This window comes from Micromonospora nigra, from assembly GCF_900091585.1.
Classification (GTDB): Bacteria; Actinomycetota; Actinomycetes; order Mycobacteriales; family Micromonosporaceae; genus Micromonospora; species Micromonospora nigra.
Genome location: NZ_FMHT01000003.1, coordinates 692,255 through 712,203, shown reverse-complemented (window position 1 = coordinate 712,203; position 19,949 = coordinate 692,255). Strand labels below are relative to the sequence as shown.

Sequence of the window (19,949 nt, the reverse complement as noted above, 5' to 3'; positions counted from 1 at the left end):
GGGAGCCAGCAGATGACTCGCGCGTTCAGCATGTTCGACCTCATCGGCAAGCAGGATGAGGAACGCCCTTACTTCGAAACCGGAGGGGTTGGCAGGTCACACGAGTTCTACACCGGTGAGGAGCAGTTCCGGCGGGAGATGGAGCGCATCTACCACCGCCGCTGGCTCCCCGTCGACCACGTGTCGCGGTTCAAGGAGAAGGGGTGCTACGCCACCCTCGACATCGGCACCGGATCGATCCTCATCATCCACGGGGACAACGGCATCCAGGCCTACCACAACTACTGCCGGCACCGTGGCTACCGGCTGGTGGAGGAGGCGGTGGGCAAGCGGCAGAGCATCGTCTGCCTGTACCACTGCTGGGTCTACGACCGCAACGGCGCCCTCAAGAGCCTCAACGGAACCTACTTCGACCACTTCTTCGACAAGGCCAAGAACGGGCTGCTGCCGATCCGCACCGAGATCCGGCACGGAATCATCTTCGTCGCCTTCTCCGACGAGGCCCCCGACCTCGACGCGTCGCTGGGCGAGTTCGGCCAGTTCGCCCAGGCGTACGAACTCGAGACGCTGGAGTGCGTACAGGCCAAGGACTACCCGGTCGCGTCGAACTGGAAGCTCGTCGCCCACAACGTCAACGAGAGCCTGCACTTCCCGACCGCGCACAAGGACCTGCACCGGATCACCGACTTCGACGACGCCGGGACGTACGAGCTCAAGGGCGACATCGTCGGGGCGTGGCAGGTGATCCGGGACGGATTCAACTCGGTCTCGATGACCGGACACAGCCAGCGGGCACCGATGCCGCAGGTGCCGGAGGCCGACCGTCGCAAGATCAATTGGATCACCATCCTGCCGAATCTGCTGTTCGGGTTCACCGCCGACTACGTGATGATGCAGTGGGTCTGGCCGGAGAGCCCCGGCACCTGCGTCGTCCGCCACTTCTGGCTGTTCCACCCCTCCGAGACCGCGAAGAGCGACTTCTCGCACGAGGCGGTCTTCGCCCTCTGGGACAAGGCCAACTACGAGGACTGGGAACTGTGCGAGCGCACGCACCGGGGCCTGTCGAACCCGATGTGGTCGCCCGGGCAGCTCTCCCTCGACGAGGAGGTCGTCTCCCAGATCGACGCCTGGGTCGCCGGGCAGACCGAGGAGGACGCGCGATGAGCACGCCGGTCACCTGCTATCTCATCGGTGGCACCCGGGTCCTGGTCCAGTGCGCGAGCCGGCTGCTGGATGCCGGGATCCGCGTCGAGGGTGTCTTCAGCGACGACTCCGCCGTCGTCGCCTGGGCCGGGGACCGCGGCATCCGCGTCCTCGACCCGCGTGCCGACCTGGTGTCGGTGCTCAGCGAACGCCCCTTCGACTACCTGCTGAGCATCGTCAACTTCCGGATCCTGACCCCGCAGGTACTCGCCCTGCCGGCGGTGGCGGCCATCAACTTCCACGACGGCCCGCTGCCCCGCTACTCCGGCAGCCACGTTCCCGCCTGGGCCCTCTACGAGGGTGCCGGACGGCACGCGGCCACCTGGCACGTGATGACGGAGGCCGTCGACGGCGGCGCCGTGCTGCTGGAGAAGTGGTTCCCGGTGCGCAACCACTCCACGGCGCTGTCGCTGACCTACGAGACAGCCGAGGTCGGAATCGAGCTCTTCGCCGACCTCGTACCCCACCTGGCGAAGCGGTCCCTGCCCGAACCCGTCGACACCAGTGGCCGGGAACGCCGGTTCTACCTGCGCTCGGCGCGCATGGCCGCCGGCGGACTCATCCACGCCGGCACCACCGCCGCCGAGGCCGAACGGATCTCCCGGGCCCTGGACTACGGCTCCTTTCCGAACCCGCTCGCCGTGCCGACACTGGTCACCGAGTCCGGCGCGGTCTTCGTGCGGCAGGTTCGGGTCGTACCCCGGGCCGACCGTCGCGCCGCGATGGTCGCGGTGTCGGTGACCGGGACCGCCCTCAAGCTCGCCGCCCCCGACGCCGACGTGTTGCTGAGCGACTTCGTCGCGGTCGACGGCAGCGCGCTCAGCGGCCGGGCCGCCGCGCAGCGGCTCGGCATCAGACCAGGCGAGCCCGTACCCGCCGTGTCAGAACGACGGTTGGCGAGCCTCGCCGCCGCCCAGGAACCGCTGCGCACCAACGAACCGTGGTGGCGCAAGCGACTGACCGACCTGCGTCCGCCGCCGCTGTCGGCCGACGACTTCTCCGCCGCGTCATCGGGGTACGGCCGGTACGAACTGGCCTACGAACCGGAGTCCCGGGACGGCACGGTCAGCGTCATCCGCGCCTTCCTCACCGTCCTGGCCGAGCGCATGGGCGAGACGACCTTTGACTTCGCCTGGGCACCGTCGCGCCTGCGGACCCTGGCCGAGGAGACCCACGGGCTGGCCGCCGCGCGGGTCCCGGTGCGGTTCGACGACGACCGCACCGGCGCGCTCGCCGACAAGCTGGACGAGACGGCCACCCGGCACGGCTACGCCACCGACCTGGAGGTGCGGCTCGGCCTGGCCCAGCGTCCACTCGGCTCCGACGTGCCGAGCTTCACCCGGATCATGGTCCTGGAGCGGGAGGCGGACGAGGAGGCCGCGGTCGACCCGGACACCGAGGTGGCCCTCGTCTGCCACGCCGTCGGTCCGCCCACGGTCTTCATCCGGGAGACCGCGATGGACCACGACGACGCGTTGAAGTTCACCGAACGCGTCGAGGACGTCGCACTCAACACCCTGCTGCGGGGCGAGGACCCGCCCCGCATCCTGGATGTCCTACCCGACGTCGCGGCCATCCCCGCCGCCGAGCCGGGGCAGGCCCCGGCGGAGCCGACCAGGACGGTGCTGGACCTCGTCGCGGCGGCCGTCGCCGGGCAGCCCGGCGCGACCGCGGTCCGCGTCGGCGGACACCACCTCGACTACGAGGGCCTCGACGCGTGGGCGGACGCCGTCGCCGCCCACCTGTACGAGCAGGGTGTCGGCGCCGACACCGTGGTCGGGGTGCTGACGGACCGGGGGCCGGAACTCCTGCCGGCCATGCTCGGTGTCCTGCGTGCCGGTGCCGCGTTCCTGCCGCTGGACCCGAGCTACCCGGTGGAGCGGCTCAGCCGGTACCTGGAGGTCTCCCGGTGCGACCTCATCCTCACCGACGACCGGACCCACGCCCTGGCGGCCTCGCTCGGGCCGGCGCTGCGGGTGCCCGCGCCGGACGGCTCGGTGCTGGCGATCCCACCCCGGATCGACGGCGACGACCTCGCGTACGTGCTGTTCACCAGCGGCTCGACCGGAGAGCCCAAGGGCGTGGAGATCACCCACGCCGCGCTGGCGAACTTCCTCACCGGCATCGGAGAGCGGCTCGGATCCTCCCACACCGACGTCGTGCTCGCGCACACCACCGTCGCCTTCGACATCTCGCTGCTGGAACTGCTGCTGCCGCTGACCGTCGGTGGCACCGTCGCCCTGGCCACCCGTGAGGTCGCCCGCAGCCCGCAGAAGCTGGCCGACCTCATCGCCGAGGTCAACGTCGCCCAGGCGACGCCGAGCATGTGGCGGCTGCTGCTGGAGAGCGGATGGACGCCCCAACCGGACCTGGTCGTTCTCTCCGGAGGGGAGGCGCTGCCGACGGCGACCGCCGCCCGGCTGCACGGCGGGGCGCGGGAACTGTGGAACCTGTACGGCCCCACCGAGGCGACCATCTGGGTGTCCTGCCACCGGGTCGAGTCGGTCGGATCGTTCCTGCCGCTCGGCGACCCGTTGCCCGGCATGACGCTGCACGTGCTCGACGAGGACCTGCGCGAGTGCGCTCCCGGCCACGAGGGGCACCTGTACCTGTCCGGCGTCGGGCTGGCCCGGGGTTACGCCAACCGCCCGGACCGGACGGCGGAGGTGTTCCTCGTTCACCCCGGTACCGGCGTCCGCCTCTACCGGACCGGTGACCTGGTCCGCCTGCACACCGACGGCCGGATCCAGTGGCTCGGCCGCGCCGACGCCCAGGTCAAGGTACGCGGCAACCGCATCGAGCCGGGCGAGATCGAGACCGTCCTGGAGGAGTTCGGGCCGGTCAGCGCGGCGGTGGTGGTCGCGGTGCCCTTCGAGGGGCGGGGCGAGCCCCGGCTGACCGCGTACCTCGTCGCCGACGGCACCCTCACCAAGGCCGGGCTGGACGAGTTCGTCGGCGCGCGACTGCCGGACTACATGGTCCCGGACACCTACGTGCGTCTCGACGCGCTGCCGATGACCGGCAACGGCAAGACCGACCGCGCCCGGCTACCCCAACCGACGCGGCACACCATCATCCGGTCGACCGTCGAGTCGACGGCCCCCGGGGCGACGCTCGCCACCGCACCGGAGGCCGCGACCGCACCGGAGGCCGTGACCGCACCGCCGGTGACGGCCACGCCGACGGTCGCGGCGACAGCGCCGGTCTCCGCCGCGCAGTTGACCGACACCATCATCCGGGTCTTCGCCGGCGTGCTCGGGCACGAGACGTTCTCCGCCGACGACGGGTTCTTCGACCTCGGCGGCGACTCCGGGAACGTCACTCTCGCGGCGGCTGCGCTCAGCCGGGAGATCGGGGTCGAGGTGAGCCCCGCCGTCATCTTCGCCACCGGAACCCCGCGCAGGCTGGCCGCCCTGCTCCACCCCGGCCCCGAGGACACGCCCGAGGAGGCCGCGGCCACCGACGAGCGGCAGGGCGTGGCCGCCGGGCCGCAGGCGCAGACCACAGCGGCGGATGCCCCCGACGCCACCAGCCCGGCACCGGTCCGGGCGGAGACGCCGGTGACCGCGCCGGTGCGCGACGAGACGCCGGTGACCGCGCCTGCGCAGGCGCGGGAGGAGACGCCGGCGGTCGCATCGGCACCCCGGCCCGTACCAGCCGACCAGCCGGCCCCCGACGGGGCCCTCGCGGTGATCGGCCTCGCCTGCCGGTTCCCCGGCGCGAGCACACCCGACGAGTTCTGGGGCAACCTCGCCGACGGTGTGGTCAGCACCGGTGCGCCGCCGGCGGGCCACCGCGGTTGGGGTCACCTGTGGACCGACACCGACGAGGTGCCCACCGGATGGGTCGACGGCGTGGAACAGTTCGACCCCGGACGTTTCGGTCTCACCGACCGGGAGGCCCGGCGACTGGACCCGCTCCAGCGCCTCCTGCTCAGCGTCACCGACGAGGCCCTGGAAAGTTGCGGTCACGACGCCGCGTCGCTGGGGGCGCGGACCGGTGTCTTCGTCGGCACCATCGCCAGCGACTTCCCCGAGCTGGTCGCCGGCAGCATCGGCCACCACGACCCGCACGTGGCCACCGGCACCGCCATCTCCATGGTCGCCAACCGGCTCTCGCACACCTTCGACTGGTCGGGGCCGAGCTTCGCCGTCGACACCGCCTGCTCGTCCTCGCTGGTCGCCCTGCACCAGGCCGCGCTGAGCCTGCGCGCGGGAGAGGTGGACGCCGCCGTCGTCGGGGCCGCGAACCTGGTGCTGACCCCGTCGAAGACCCGCTCCTTCGCCCGCAACGGCATGCTGTCGCCGCAGGGGGTGTGCCGCACCTTCGACGTCGCCGCCGACGGGTACGTGCGTGGTGAGGGCTGCGGCGTGCTCGTCCTCAAGCGCCTCGCCGACGCCGAACGCGACGGCGACCCGATCCTCGCCGTGGTCCGCGGCACCGCCGTGAACCACACCGGGGGGAGCGCCGGCTTCCTCACCGCTCCCAGCGTGACCGCCCAGGAGGCGGTGATCCGCCAGGCCATGGCGGTCTCCGGAGTGTCCCCGGACGACGTCGGCTACATCGAGGCGCACGGCACCGGCACGCAGCTCGGCGACCTCATCGAGCTGGACGGCCTGCGCGCCGCACTGCGCGGAGCCGGCAACGGCTCCGTGGCGGTCGGATCGGTGAAGACGAACATCGGTCACCTCGAACCGGCGGCAGGCATCGCCGGGCTGATCAAGACCATCCTGGCGTTGCAGGCCGGACACATCCCACCGTCGACCAACCTGGACTCGCCCAACCGGGCGTTCCGCTTCGAGGACTCACCGCTGTACGTGCCGGACCGGTTGACGCTGTGGTCCGGCCCGCAGGTGGCGGGGGTCAGCAGCTTCGGATTCGGTGGCGTCAACGCGCACGTCGTCCTCGCGGCCCCGGCCCCCCTGCCGGTTCCGGCCACCCCGGGGTACGACCTGCTGACCCTGTCGGCGGGATCGGCCGAGGCGCTGCGCACCCTGGCGGAACGGGTCGTCCGGTTGCTGCGTTCGCCGTACTGCCCACCACTGGTGCGACTCTGCGCGGCCAGCCGGCAGCGGGCCACCGGCACCCACCGGCTCGCCTGCGTGGTGGACAGCATCGAACAGCTCGACGACAAGCTCCTGCTCTTCCTGGCGCAGGTCGACGGTGCCCGCCTGCATTTGGGGGTCGTCGACGGTGACACCGGGCGTCCGGTGCTGCCGTCGCTCGGGGCCGAGCCCGACCGGGAGACCTTGGAACAGGTCGCCCGGCAGTTCGTGGCGGGTGCGGACCTGCCTCCGCAGCCGCGTGCCGGCGTGCGCTTCCCGACCGCGCCCCACCAGGAGAAGCACCTCTGGCTCGAACCGGCCGGGCAACCGGGGCCGCAGGTTCCGCGGTCCACCCCGGAGCCGGCCGACGGCCGGGCGGCAGTACCGGAGCCGAACATCGTCGATCCGGTGCCCGGCCACACCTGGACCGCGCACCCGGAGGCCGAGGAACACTTGGTGCTCGGTCACCCGACCCTGCCGGGCTCGGCGTACCCCGGCAAGGTCGCCGAGATCGTCGGCCAGGACCGCTTCACGATCCGGGAGCTGACCCTGCGGGCGCCGGTACGAACCCCCGCCCGGCTCACCGGCGAGCGCGACGGCACCACGGTGCGGTTCCGCGACGGCACCGGAAGTGTGGTGTGCGACGTCCGGGTCGGCGACGTGGAACCGGCCGACGCCACGCTCGTGCCGCCGGCCGCTCTCGACGGCGCCACCCCCGTCGACGTCGAGGACATGTACCACGCGTTCGAGCGCGAGGGGCTCGGTTACGGCTCCGGTTTCCGCTGCGTGACGTCGCTGGTCGTCGCCCCGGGACAGGCGATCGGTGCGCTTCGCGCCACCACCGTCGCCGCGGCGCCCGTGGACGCGCGCCTCCTCGACGGGGCGTACCAGGTGGCACTCGCCGCGTGCGGGGCCCGGGGCCTCTACGTGCCCTTCACCGTCGAGCGGTTGACCGTCCTCGGCCCGCTTCCGTCCTCGGCCCGTGTCTACGCCCGCCGGGTGGGAGACAGTGCCCCGGACGCCGGACTGCTCACCGCGAGCCTGGTGATCCTCGACGGCGACCGGCCGGTGCTGCACGCCCACCGGGTCACCTGGAAGCGGATCGCCCCGGCCCCGCCGCCGCAGGCGAGCCCCGCCCTCTCGGCGGGCGACCAGGTCCGCTTCGAACCGTCCGCGCCGGCGACCTCGAACTCACGCAACGGGCACTCCCTCGTCGCCGCCGGCGGCCGGGGCGGCGTGAACGGCTGGGGCTCGACGAACGGGGCGAGTGGGTCGAACGGCTTCCATGGCGGGCACACCGCCGAGGCTCCCGGCGGCGCCGGTTCCCCCGCTGGTGCCGGCGCCGGTCCGGCCCCCGCTGGTGCCGGCGCCCCCGGTCCGATCGTGGGCGGCGCCGACGTCCTCGGGCCGACCCTCGCCGAGTGGATCGCCGAGGCGCTGGAGACCGACCTCGAATCCCTGGAACGAGACGTTCCGCTGGAGCAGCAGGGGCTCGACTCGATGCTGGCCGTGTCGCTGGCCCAGGACATCCGCTCCCGGCTGGGCGTGGACATCCCGGCGACGCTGCTGCTTGAGGTCGGTACGGTCGACAAGCTCGCCGAGGAGCTGCGCGACGCGTACGGAGTCACCTCCGCGTCCGTGCCCGCGTCCCGGCCGGGCCCGGCCCAATCCCCGACCGTGTCGGCCCCGGTTCCGCCGGCCACCGCGGCGGTCTCCGTACCCGTGCCGGAGCCGGCGCCCCAGGCCGTGCCGGCGGCGGTACCCGTGCCTGTGCGCCCGAGCGCCGTGGCATCGGTGGCCGCCGCCCCGGCCGCGCCGGTCGGCTCCCCGGTGACCGTGGTCGAGCGTCCGACGGTGGGACAGTCCGCGCCGGCCGACGAGACGCCGACGGACCGGCACGACATCGCCATCGTCGGCCTCGACGGGGTCTTCCCGTCGGCGAGCAACCCGACGGAACTGTGGCAGGTCCTGATGAACCGGCAGGACTGCCTGCGCGAGGTTCCCGAGTCCCGGTGGGACCTCGACTCCTACTACTCCACCGAATCGAAGCCCGGCACCGTCTACCTCCGCCGTGCCGGCTTCGTCGACGATCTGACGACCTTCGACGCCGGATTCTTCCGGATGTCCCCGGCCGAGGCGCAGTGGATCGATCCCCAGCAGCGGCACCTGATCCAGTCCGCCTGGCGGGCCCTGGAGGACGCCGGCCTGTCCGGACGGATCCACGGCACCTCCACGGGCGTGTTCGTGGGAGCCAGCTACCAGCACTACCGGGACATGGTCGTCGGTGACACGGTGCAGACCCCGGCCGGTCTGGGCAACCACAACGCCATCCTCGCCAACCGGGTCAGTCACTTCCTGGATCTGTCGGGGCCGAGCATGACCATCGACACGCTGTGTTCGTCGTCGTTGGTGGCCCTGCACACGGCTGTGCGGAGCCTGCGCAACGGCGAGTGCGACACCGCCATCGTCGCCGGCGTGCACATGGCCCTCTCCCCGCAGTACTTCCAGCTCGGCTCCCGCCTCCGGTCGTTCTCGCCCACTGGTGCGTCGCGGGCGTTCGATGCGTCGGCGGATGGGTTCGTGCCGGGTGAGGGTGTGGTGACGGTGGTGTTGAAGCCGTTGCGGGATGCGTTGCGTGATGGTGATCGGGTTCGGGCGGTGGTGAAGGGTTCGGCGGTTAATCACGGGGGTCGGACGAGTGGTTTGACGGTTCCTAGTTCTGCGGCGCAGGCGGAGGTTGTGGGTGCGGCGTTGCGGGATGCGGGTGTGGATCCGGTGGGGATTCAGATGGTGGAGGCGCATGGGACGGGGACGGGTTTGGGGGATCCGATTGAGGTGGAGGGGTTGTCTCGGGCGTGGCGGGTGTTCACGGATCGGGTGCAGTTTTGTGGGATTGGTTCGTTGAAGTCGAATGTGGGTCATTTGGAGCCGGCTGCGGGTTTGGCTGGTGTGGTGAAGGTGGTGTTGGCGTTGGAGAACGGGGTGATTCCTCCGACGTTGCATGTGGTGCGGCCGAATGATCATATTCGGTTTGAGGAGTCGCCGTTCTTTGTGGTGGATCGGCCGGTGTTGTGGCCTCGGGGTGGGCGGGTTCGTCGGGGTGCGGTGTCGGCGTTTGGTATGGGTGGGGTTAATGCCCATGTGGTGGTGGAGGAGGCGCCGGTGGTGGGGCGGGCGCCGGTGGTGGGGCAGGACAGTTTTGTGGTGCGGGTGTCCGCGGCGTCGGAGGATGCGGTGCGGGTGTTGGCGGGGGCTTATGCGGATCGGTTGGTGGGGGTGTCGGGGGCGCAGGTGGGGGATGTGGCGTTCACGGCGAATGTGGGTCGGGCGGTGCATCGGTTCCGGGTTGCGGTGGCGGGTGCTGATGGTGATGAGTTGGCTGCGGGGTTGCGGCGGGTGGCGTCGGGGGATCGGCCGATTGGTCGGTTGGCCGGTCGGGGGCCGGTGACGGGGTTCTTGTTCACGGGGCAGGGTTCGCAGTATCCGGGGATGGGTGCGGGGTTGTATGCCGCGGAGCCGGTGTTCCGTGAGGCTATTGATGAGTGTGCGGGTTTGTTGGGTTCGTTGGATGGGTGGTCGTTGCCGGGGTTGTTGTGTGATGCGCCGGCGCAGGTGTTGGGGCAGACCGGGTTTGCGCAGGTGGCGATTGTTGCGGTGCAGGTCGGGTTGGTGCGGTTGTTGGGGTCGTGGGGTGTGGGTCCGCAGGTGGTGGCGGGTCACAGTGTGGGGGAGTTGACGGCGGCGTGGGCGGCGGGGGTGTGTGACCTGCCGGAGTTGATGCGGTTGACGCGGGCGCGGGCGCAGGCGATGCAGGCGCAGCCGTCGGGTGGGGCGATGGCGGTGGTGAATGCCGATGTTGATGTGGTGCATCGGTTGTTGGTGGAGCATCCGGGGGTGGAGGTCGCGGCTTACAACGGGCCGTCGAATGTGACGGTTGCCGGTGGGGTCGAGGCGGTGGACGGGTTCTGTCGGGCGGTGGGGCGTGGGCAGCGGTTGACGGTCAGTCACGCGTTTCATTCGGAGGCGATGAGTGCGGCGGTGCCGGTGTTCGCGGAGGCGGTGGCCGGTGGTGTGTTGCGGGCGCCGGGGATGCCGTTCGCGTCGACGATCACGGGTGGTTGGCACACCGGGGAGTCGGTGACTGATCCGCGGGTGTGGGCCGAGGGGATCCGTCGGCCGGTGCGGTATGCCGAGGCGGTGCGGTTGGTGCGTGAGGGTGGTGCGGAGGTGTTCTGGGAGATCGGTCCGCATCCGGTCCTGGTCCCGATCAGTCGTCAGGTTCTTCCCGAGGCGGGTCTGACCTGGCTGCACACCCTGCGTCGGGGTCACACCGACCAGCGTCAACTCCACGACAACCTCGTCGACTACTACAACCAGGGCCACACCGACCTGACCTGGCCCGCTCTGCACCACCAACGCGGGCACCGCACCACCACCATCCCCACCTACCCCTTCCAGGGGCGACCGTTGGCCGCGCCGCAGGTCACCCGGGGCGGTGGCACCACCGCGCCCGAGGCGCCGGCCGGAAACCCTTCCCTGTCCGCCGCCGCGCGTGAACTGGTCGTCGGCCACCCGCTGTTCGACCGTCACTACGAGCACCAGAGCGAGGGATCGTGACGAACCGGGTCGAGACCTACGAGAAGACCTTCACTGGGAGCGAGTCCTTCATCGACCAGCACCGCTTCGCGGGGATCGGGGTGCTGCCCGCCTCGGTGCAGGTGGAGATGGCCGTCCTCGCGGTGCTGCGCCGTCGGGCGCTCACCCCGATCGAACTCGGCGACGTGGCCTTCGTCCGGCCGCTGATCGTCGACCAGGACGAGCAGGCGCGGGTACGGCTCGACGTGACCGTCGGCGACGACACCCGGTTCGAGCTGAGTGTCGCCTCCGAAACCGGACTGCGGACGATCTCCACCGGCCGGGGGCGACTGCTCCGGCCCGACGAGCGCACGGTGACCCCGCTCGAGGTCACCTGCCCGACGTCGGTCGACCCCGAGCGGCTCTACCGGACCTGGTCGCAGTCCGGGCTCGAGTACGGCCCGCAGCTGCGCACGGTGCGGACGCTCGCCGTCGGCGACGGGACCGCCGAGGCTGTCCTGCGGGCCGTCGCCGAGCCAGGGCCCTGGTACTCCCACCCGTTCCTGGTCGACGGCGTGTTCCAGGTGGTGAGCTGCGCACTTCAGGACCTGCGTGACGGCGACGGCCCGTACCCGATGCTGCCGATCGGGATGGCCCGGATGCGCCTGCTCGCCGAGCTGCCGCCGTCGGTCGACGAGGTGACGGTACGGGTCCACCGCACCGAGGTCGGCAACGCCTACTCCGTCGCCGACGCCGTGCTGCTCGGCCCGGCCGGCGAGGTCGTCATCGAGTTCACCGGAATCCGGATGCGGCGGGTCCCGACCAGCGGGCAACTGCCCCGGCTGGTGACCGCGATCCGGTGGACGTCGGCACCACCGGCCCCGCCGCGCCCGCCCGCCCGGGGCACCTGGGTCGTGCTGCACCACGGCCACCCCGACGACGTGGGCGGGCGGACCGTCCGGGCGTTGCGCGGCGAGGGCGCCCGGGTGGTCGAGGTGGTCGCCGGCCCGGTCGACCCACCGGCCGGCGAGACCGCCGACCGCCGGGTGGTCGAGCGTCCCGACGACGACTGGTTCCGCCGCCTCTGGTCGGAACTGGCCGACCCGGTCGAGGGCGTCGTGCACCTGTGGAACACCGGCGCGGCCCGGGAGGAGGCCGACGAACTGCGGGCCGGGCTGCACACCGCGACCGCGGCGATCCGTACCCTTGCCGAGCGGCACCGCCGGGCACGGTTCCTGGTCGGCACCGACAACGCCCAGCCGGTCCGCGACGGCGACCGACCGGAACCCGCGCGTGCGGCGCTGTGGGGTCTGGTGCGAACCGCCGCGATCGAGTACCCCGGGCTGCGTCCCCGCCTCGTCGACCTCGACTCCGGGTCGGCCGACGCCCTGATCGCCGAACTGGGCGACGGCCCGGTCGAGGTCGGCTACCGCCACGGCGTGCGGCACGTACCGCAGCGCGTACCGGCGACGGGGGCGGACGGCGGGCGACCCGCGGTCCGCCGGGGCGGCCGGTACCTGATCCTCGGCGGGCACGGCGGTCTCGGCCTGGCGGTCGCCGCCCGGTTCGCCCGGGACGGCGCCGGGCTGGTCGCGTTGGTCAGCCGCTCCGGCGGTACGGGAGTCGCCCCGGACGTCCTCGCCGCAGTGGAGGCGTCCGGCTGCACCGTGGTCTCGTACGCCGTGGACGTCACCGCCCCGGAGTCCCTGGCCGGGGTGGTCCGGCGGATCGAGCGTGAGCACGGCCCGCTGCACGGTGTGGTGCACGCGGCCGGCACCCTGCGCGACGGCCTGCTCCGCTCCGCCACCGAGGAGGACCTCGTCGGGGTGCTGCGGCCCAAGGTCGACGGGGTGCGCGCGCTGGCCGCCGCCTTCGACGTCCGTGACCTGGACTTCGCGGTCCTGTTCGCCTCGGTGTCCGGAACCTTCGGAAACCTCGGCCAGGGCGGCTACGCGGCGGCCAACGCCTACCTCGACGCGTACGCGCACGCCCACGGCCGGCCGTGGATCAGTGTCGACTGGGGACTGTGGGGCGAGGTCGGCATGGGCACCGCCGTCGCCGAGCAGCTCCGGCGACGCGGGGTCCGGCCGCTCGGCACCGTCGAGGCGCTCGACGCGCTGACCGCCGTGCTCCGGCACGACCTGCGGCAGGTGGTCGTCGCGCACCCCGACGTGTCGGCCACCGACGCTCCGCCCCCGACCGCAGGCCCCGCGACGACCCGCCCGGAGCGGACCGGCGGGTCCACTCCCGACGGGGCCACCGGAGAGGTCGACGCCGACGACCGGGCCCGACGGTGGGTCGAGGACGACCTGGCCCGGTTCCTCGCGGAACGGCTGGAGATCCCCGACTTCGACCGGGACGCGCCGCTGAGCGACTACGGCATGAACTCCATCCTCAGCGTCGAGCTGACGGAGGAGTTGTCCCGCCGGTGGAACGTGACTCTCCCCGCCACTCTCTTCCTGGAGTACGGCGACTTCGCCGAACTGGCCCAGGCGCTCGTCGACCGGTACGCCGTGTCCGTCCAGCCCTCCGCCGGGCAGCCCGCGGCGCAGCGGAACCCGGCGGAGCCGCAACCGCTGGGGGCGTCCCCGGCGGCGTCCGCCGGGTCCGCGCCGACGCCACCGCGGGCGTCGGCCGACACCGCCGCCGAACCGCCGCAACGGTCCGCCGACCGACTCGACGGTGAGCCGGCGGCCGGGAACCCGGCACGTACCGACATCGCGGTGGTGGCGGTCTCCGCGGACCTGCCCGGCGCGTCCGACCTGGACGGGTTCTGGGAGATGCTGCGCGCCGGACGCGACGCCTTCACCGACGTGCCCGCCGACCGGTGGGACGTCGACGCCCTCTTCGAGGAACGCGGCCCCGACATGACCGGCACCTACTGCCGGACGGGTGCCTTCGTCTCCGACATCGACCGCTTCGACCCGAGGTTCTTCGGCGTCTCCCTCCGCGAGGCCGAGGAGATGGACCCTCAGCAGAAGCTGCTGCTGGAGCACGCCTGGTCGGTGGTCGACGAGAGTGGCCTGGCCGGCCGGCGGGACATCGGCGTCTTCGTCGGCGCGACCTACACCCACCACCGCGACGCCCAGGGCTTGGACCGGATCAGCCCTCACACCGCGCTCGGTTCGATGAACGCGGTGCTGGCCAACCGGATCTCCTACGCCCTCGACCTGACCGGGCCGTCGCAGACCGTGGACACCCTCTGCTCGTCCGCCCTGGTGGCCGTGCAGCAGGCGGTCCTGAGCCTGCGCGCCGGGCAGTGCGGTGCCGCCATCGTCGCCGCCTGCCACGTCGGTCTGACCCCCTGGTACTACCGGAGCCTGAGCCAGCTCGGCGCGCTGTCACCGACCAGGCCACGACCGTTCGACGAGCGCGCCGACGGCTTCGTCCCCGGCGAGGGCGCGATCGCGGTCATGCTGCGACCGCTCGCCGACGCGGTGCGCGACGGCGACCGGATCTGGGGGGTGATCCGGGGCGCGGCGGTGAACCACGGCGGCCGGGGCAGCGCCCTGCCGGTGCCGCGCAGCGAGGCCCAGGCCGCGGTGGTCCGCGCCGCGCTGGCCGACGCCGGTCTCTCGGCGGCGGACCTGTCGCTGGTCGAGACGCACGGCACCGCGACCCGGCTGGGTGACCCGATCGAGATCGCCGCGCTGACCGAGGTGTTCGGTGCCGCACCTGACCGGACCGGTCCGTGCTACATCGGTTCGGTCAAGGCGAACATCGGGCACCTGGAACCGGCGAGCGGTCTGGCGGGCCTGCTGAAGGTCCTGCTGTGCATCCGGCACCGGGAGATCCCGCCGCTGGCCGGGTTCGAGGTACCGGGGTCGCACGTCGACCTCTCCACGGGCCGGTTCGTCGTTCCCACCGAGGCGCACCCGTGGCCGTCCGACGGTCCACGCCGCGCCGGCATCAGCGCCTTCGGCATGGGTGGCACCAACGCCCACGTCGTGGTGGAGGAGTACGTCGCCGAGCTGTCCGGGGGCGAACGGTCCCTCGACCCGTCCGGCGAGCACCTGCTCGTCCTGTCCGCGCACACCCCGCAGGCCCTGGTGCGTCGGGCCGGTGACGTCGAGCGGTTGATCGCCGGGGACCGGTCCCTGGATCCGGCGGTGCTGTGTTTCGCCGCCGCCGTGGGCCGTCGTCACCTGGCGCACCGGCTCGCCGTCCTCGGCGCCACGGCCGACGAGCTCGGCGCCGGCCTGCGTCGGGCGCTGGGCCACGGCGGCGACCTGTCCGGCCTGGTGGTCCGTGGCGCGACCGTGCTGACCGACGGAGCCGCCCCGACCGCTTCGACCGACCTCGTCGACCTGGCCTTCCGCCATGTCGGCGGCGGCGACGTCGACTGGCGGAAGGTGCACGGTGCCGTGCGTCCGCCGCGGCTGGCCCTACCGCCGTACCCTTTCCGGACGGGGGCGGGTACGGCCCCGCCGACAGCGGCAGAGCCGGTCGGGCCCCGCTCGGAGGCCACCGACGACCGGGTCGTCCAGGCGCACCGCGTCTTCGGCGAGGAGACCGTGCCGGCCGCGCTGGTGCTGGACCTCGCCCTGTCCCGCGGCACCGAACTGGAGTCGGTCACCTTCACCGCCCGGGGTGTCGGCCGGCACCTGCTCACCGTCGACCCGGCCGACGCCGGGCCGGGCCGGACCGTGAGCATCCGGCACGGTGAGCGGGCCATCGCCCGGCTGACCCTCGGTACCCCGGTCGAGCCCGCCGAGCGGCCCGACCGGCAGTCGGTCGACGAACTGCGCGCCCGCTACCCGCGGCAGCTCGACCCGGCCGGGCTGTACGCGTGGTTCGCCGCGAAGGGCATGGACCTGGACGGTCCGCTGCGCGCCGTCGCCGACATCCGGTTCGGCCCGACGGGTGTCCTCGCCCGGATCGAGCACGCCGAGGGGGAGGACCTCCGGGTGCGTGCGGTGGCCGCGCTGGACGCCGCGTTGCAGAGCATGGCGGTGTTGACCATGGCCGACCCGTCGGCGTCCGCCCAGACCTACCTGCCGGTGTCGGCCGGTCGTGTCGTCCGTTGGGCCGATCCCGCCGCCGCAGCCTTCGTGCACCTGCACGGGGTCACGCAGGACGGTGACGGTGCCCGGCGGGGCACGGCGACGCTGCTGAGCGCCGACGGTACGGTCCTGGTCACCCTCGACGAGGTGGCGTACCGGCCGGTGCCGGCGCCCGTACCGCCGGCCGGGTCGCCGCGCCCGGCGTCCCGTTCCCGCTCCGAGACGCCGCCTGCCCGGGTGGACGGCGAGGACGACGTCGTCGCCCTGGTACGTCGGGTGCTGCGCGATCCCACGGTCACCGCCACCAGCCGGCTCTCCGACCTCGGCATGGACTCGATGCTGGCCACCGAGATCGCCGCCGCCGTCGCCGAGTCGTTCGAGGTGGGACTGAGCCCCACCGACGTCCTGGACGCCCGGGACTGCCGGTCCCTGGCCGCCGTGATCGGGGTCGACCGCCGGCCCGGCGGTCCGGCCCGGAACGCCGACGCACCGGAGGGGGAGGCCCGTTCGGACGGGGAGCCGGGACCGCCCGACACCCCGGCGCACGTCGGGCCCACGGCCGAGCCGGAGTCCGCACCGGACAGTCCGGTCACCGCGCCGGTCAGTCCGGTCACCGCGGCAACGGCGATCGAGCAGGCCGACCCGACCGATGTGGGCCCCGGGCACGACGGGGACGACATCGCGATCATCGGAATGGCCTGCGCGGTACCCGGAGCGACGGATCCGAACGAGTTCTGGTCGATGTTGTCGCAGGGCACGAGTGGCATCGGCCCGGCGCCCGAGTTCCGGTGGGGCGCCGGGGAACGTCCACCCGGCGGGTTCCTCGACGGCGTCGAGGAGTTCGACGCCCAGTTCTTCGACTTCTTCCCCAAGCAGGCGGAGGTGTTGGACCCGCAGGCCCGCTGGCTGCTCCGCACCACCTGGGAGGCGCTGGAGTCGGCCGGCGTGCCGCCGCTGGCGGCCCCCCGCCGAACGGGTGTCTTCGTCGGCGCGAGCTACCAGCACTACAAGGACCACAACATCGAGCCGGAGCTGGACGCGCCGAGCGGTCTGGGCAACCACAACGCTTTCCTCGCCAACCGGGTGAGCTACTTCCTGGATCTGTCGGGGCCGAGCATGACCATCGACACGCTGTGTTCGTCGTCGTTGGTGGCCCTGCACACGGCTGTGCGGAGCCTGCGCAACGGCGAGTGCGACCAGGCTGTCGTCGCCGGCGTACGACTGGCGATGTCGCCTCTGCACTACCACGCGATGCGGAGCCTGCGCGCGTTGTCCCCCACTGGTGCGTCGCGGGCGTTCGATGCGTCGGCGGATGGGTTCGTGCCGGGTGAGGGTGTGGTGACGGTGGTGTTGAAGCCGTTGCGGGATGCGTTGCGTGATGGTGATCGGGTTCGGGCGGTGGTGAAGGGTTCGGCGGTTAATCACGGGGGTCGGACGAGTGGTTTGACGGTTCCTAGTTCTGCGGCGCAGGCGGAGGTTGTGGGTGCGGCGTTGCGGGATGCGGGTGTGGATCCGGTGGGGATTCAGATGGTGGAGGCGCATGGGACGGGGACGGGTTTGGGGGATCCGATTGAGGTGGAGGGGTTGTCTCGGGCGTGGCGGGTGTTCACGGATCGGGTGCAGTTTTGTGGGATTGGTTCGTTGAAGTCGAATGTGGGTCATTTGGAGCCGGCTGCGGGTTTGGCTGGTGTGGTGAAGGTGGTGTTGGCGTTGGAGAACGGGGTGATTCCTCCGACGTTGCATGTGGTGCGGCCGAATGATCATATTCGGTTTGAGGAGTCGCCGTTCTTTGTGGTGGATCGGCCGGTGTTGTGGCCTCGGGGTGGGCGGGTTCGTCGGGGTGCGGTGTCGGCGTTTGGTATGGGTGGGGTTAATGCCCATGTGGTGGTGGAGGAGGCGCCGGTGGTGGGGCGGGCGCCGGTGGTGGGGCAGGACAGTTTTGTGGTGCGGGTGTCCGCGGCGTCGGAGGATGCGGTGCGGGTGTTGGCCGGGATGTACGCCGACCGGTTCGCCCGGTCGCGGGACGACCGGGAGACCGCGGACCTCTGCCACACCGCCAACGTCGGTCGCTCCCCACTCGCCTTCCAGACGGCCGTGCGGGGCACCACGGCCGGGGAGATCGCGCAGGAGCTGCGCGCCGTCGCCGCCGGGCACATTCCGGTCGCCGCCGCCGCCGCCGACGACGACGTCACGGGGCTGACCGCCGACCTCGGCGCGGCCCCACTGTCGCAGCGGCACGCCGCAGTCGTCGACGCGGTACGCCGGGGCCAGCGGAACATCGACTGGCCAGCCCTGTCCGCACCCGGCGCACGGATCACCGATCTACCCACCTACCCGTTCGCCCGTCACCGTTACTGGCGGGACCGGACGGTGCCCCCGACCGCCTCGACGCCGCCCGACGCCGGGCGCCAGGAGGCGTACCGCACCGAGTGGCACGCCGACGACCTGGCACCCGGCGTGCTGGAACCCGGCATCACCGTGCGGGTCGTCGCCGCCGACCGGTACCGCGCCGCCATGGTGGGCGCCCTCCTCGCGGCCGGCGCCAGGGTGGTCGCCGACGACAGTCCCGCCGCCCGCCTCGTGGTCGTCGACGACCCGTCCGGCACCGACGCGGACCTGGAGACCTTCTGGGCGCGGCTGCGGTCACTCCTGACCACCCTGCCGGCCGGTGCCAGGATGGTCTGGGCCACCTGGTCCAGCGCCGCCGTCCAGCCCGCCGAACGGATCACCCTGCTGCCGACCGCGGCGGCCAGAGCGGCCGCCGTACGGGCCGCCTGCGCGGAGAACCGGCATCCCCTCGCGGTCCTCGACCTGGACCCGCGGGAGCCGGTCGCCGAGCACGCCGCGCGGATCACCGCCGAACTGGCCGCGCTGCAACCCGACGACGACACGGTCGCCGCCTACCGCCGGGGTACCCGGCTCGTCCCGGTGCCGGCCGTGGCCATCCCGGGCGCCGGGCCCGAACTCTCCGCCGACGGCTACTACCTGGTCACCGGAGGACTGGGCGCGGTCGGTCAACGGCTGGCCGAACACCTGGTGGTGTGTGGGGCCCGCCGGATCGCCGTCCTCGGTCGCTCCGCCGCCGGCGCGGACTCGCCGTTCCTGACGCGGCTGGGCCAGCAGGCCGAGGTGGCGTACCTGCCCTGCGACGTCCAGGACGAGCGGTCCCTGGCCGACGCGGTCGCCCACTTCGGTGAGCGCTGGGGCCGACTGAGGGGAGTCGTGCACTGCGCAGGAGGGGTCAACCCCTTCGGGGCGGTGAAGCGACGGGACTGGGCCGACGCCGCGCGCGTCACGGGCCCCAAGGTCGCCGGCTCGCACCACGTGCTGCGGGTGGCCAGGGGGCAGGGCGCCGAGTTCGTCGTACTCGTCTCCTCCATCGCCGGCGTCCTGCCCGACGCCGGCCGGGGGCTGGTGGACTACGCGATGGCCAACGCCTACCAGCTCGCCCTCGCCGAACGGGAGGACGGCGCCGACCTGACCGTCACCGCGCACGCCTGGCCCAACTGGCTGGGTGTGGGCATGGCGGCGGACAAGTCCTTCTCCGCCGCCCACTCGATCGGCGTCGACCAGGCGCTGGCCGTCTTCGCCGCACACCTGCGCTCCGGCGGGAGCGTGGTCGTCCCCGGCGGCGTCGCACCGGCCGAACCCGTGCCGGTGGTCGAGCCGGCCAACTCCGGTGGCACGGACCCGACCGTCGCGGTCGGTTCCCGCGCCGCCGGCCCGGACGTGCCGGTGTCGCGGGGACGGGGCAACGACGTGCTGGCCGCCGCCGTCCGGGCCGCCTTCATGGACGTGCTCGGCGAGGCACCGGATGACCGCAGCCTGGACGAGATGGGCCTGGACTCCCTGGCGATCGCCGACCTGACCAGCGCGATCGAGCGGCGCAGCGGCGTGACGGTCGACCCGTCGATGCTGATGCGGGCCCGTACGGCGGCCGACATCGCCGCCCGCCTCGCCACCGTTGACACCGCCCCGGACCAGCCCGCCACCGGCGTCCCGACCCACCGGCGGTCGTCGGAGGCCGGGCCGCCGGCACCGCAGCCGGCTCCGCCCTCGACCGAGCCGGTACTGACCTCGCTACTGCGACCCCTGCTGGCCCCGGCCAGCAAGCAGTGACATG

The 19,949-nt window shown here is 72.6% G+C and carries 3 protein-coding genes; all 3 read left to right on the top strand.

Features of this window, described 5'->3' with window-relative positions:
- Positions 1–12 precede the first annotated feature (12 nt).
- From GA0070616_RS02640 to GA0070616_RS02630, 3 genes are read left to right on the top strand one after another with little or no spacing between them, the layout of a single operon-like run.
- Positions 13–1,164 carry an aromatic ring-hydroxylating oxygenase subunit alpha gene (locus tag GA0070616_RS02640; RefSeq protein ID WP_217628175.1) on the top strand — a complete coding sequence of 384 codons (1,152 nt, stop codon included), beginning with the start codon at positions 13–15 and terminating at the stop codon, positions 1,162–1,164.
- Positions 1,161–10,865, top strand: coding sequence for a type I polyketide synthase (locus GA0070616_RS02635; RefSeq protein ID WP_091075666.1), 9,705 nt, complete (start codon positions 1,161–1,163; stop codon positions 10,863–10,865). The genes GA0070616_RS02640 and GA0070616_RS02635 overlap by 4 nt, the downstream gene beginning before the upstream one ends.
- Positions 10,862–19,945: an SDR family NAD(P)-dependent oxidoreductase gene (locus tag GA0070616_RS02630; RefSeq protein ID WP_091075663.1), complete on the top strand. Its 9,084-nt coding sequence runs from the start codon at positions 10,862–10,864 to the stop codon at positions 19,943–19,945. The genes GA0070616_RS02635 and GA0070616_RS02630 overlap by 4 nt, the downstream gene beginning before the upstream one ends.
- Positions 19,946–19,949 lie beyond the last annotated feature (4 nt).

What these genes read in the sequence shown, in the direction of transcription:
- GA0070616_RS02640 (WP_217628175.1), top strand. Translation starts at nt 13, where the DNA reads ATGACTCGCGCGTTCAGCATGTTCGACCTCATCGGCAAGCAGGATGAG.
- GA0070616_RS02635 (WP_091075666.1), top strand. Translation starts at nt 1,161, where the DNA reads ATGAGCACGCCGGTCACCTGCTATCTCATCGGTGGCACCCGGGTCCTG.